At 59.7% G+C, this 1,181-nt stretch carries 1 pseudogene; it reads right to left on the minus strand.

Annotated elements, in window-relative coordinates:
- Positions 1-12: 12 nt before the first annotated feature.
- Positions 13-1,181: pseudogene (rfbB, locus tag QVP03_RS11520) on the minus strand (dTDP-glucose 4,6-dehydratase); the annotation flags it as partial.

Genomic DNA, 1,181 nt, shown 5'->3' on the forward strand with positions numbered 1-1,181 from the left:
GTCACGGGTCATTTATCTTCCCTTATACATGCTCTGATAGTATTGCTGGTACTCGCCAGAAGTTATGTCGTCCATCCATTTTTGGTTTTGGAGGTACCAGCGGACAGTTTTTTCGATTCCTTCCTCGAACTGCAGGCTGGGCTGCCAGCCCAGTTCGCGCTTGAGCTTGCGCGAGTCGATGGCGTACCTCAGATCGTGGCCTGCGCGGTCTGTGACATACGTGATGAGCTTCTCCGACGACCCCTCGGGGTTGCCCAGCAGCCTGTCCACCGTCCTGACGATCACCCGTATCAGGTCGATGTTCTTCCATTCGTTGAAGCCTCCGATGTTGTACGTGTCGGCGACCTTGCCCCTGTGGAAGATCACGTCGATGGCCCGTGCATGATCCTCGACGTACAGCCAGTCGCGCACGTTCTGCCCGCGGCCGTACACGGGCAGCGGCTTTTGGTGGCGGATGTTGTTGATGAAAAGCGGGATCAACTTCTCCGGGAACTGATAGGGCCCGTAGTTGTTCGAGCAGTTGGTCACCAGCGTCGGCATCCCGTACGTGTCGTGGTAGGCTCGCACGAAGTGGTCGGACGAGGCTTTCGAGGCCGAGTAGGGGCTGTGCGGATCGTACTTCGTCTCTTCGGTGAAGAACTCCTCGCCGAAGGGCCCGCCGCCGCTCTCCCCGCCCGCAGCATCTCCCTCGGGACGTGTCAGCTCCAGCGCCCCGTACACCTCGTCGGTGGAGATGTGGTAGAACAGCTTGCCTGCCCAATCACCGTTCCAGTATTCCCGTGCCGCCTCGAGCAGCGAGAGCGTGCCCATTTGCCCTCCCACTCTCCGTCCCAGTATTCCCGTGCCGCCTCGAGCAGCGAGAGCGTACCCATGACGTTCGTACGCGCGAAGGTGAACGGATCCCTGATCGAGCGGTCGACATGGCTTTCGGCCGCAAGGTGGATGACCCCGTCGATGTCATACTGCCCGAACAGCGCCCGCAGCATATCCAGGTCGCAGATGTCACCCTTCTCGAACACGTAGTTCGGGGAATCCTCGATGTCCCGCAGGTTGGCAAGGTTCCCCGCATAGGTCAGTTTGTCCAGGTTCACGATCCGGTAATCCGGGTATTTCGTCACGAACAGGCGTACTACGTGCGAGCCGATAAAGCCCGCGCCGCCCGTAATCAGGATGGTGCGTTT

Source organism: Alistipes sp. CAG:29 (assembly GCF_000435435.1).
In the GTDB taxonomy this organism is placed as follows: domain Bacteria; phylum Bacteroidota; class Bacteroidia; order Bacteroidales; family Rikenellaceae; genus Alistipes; species Alistipes onderdonkii.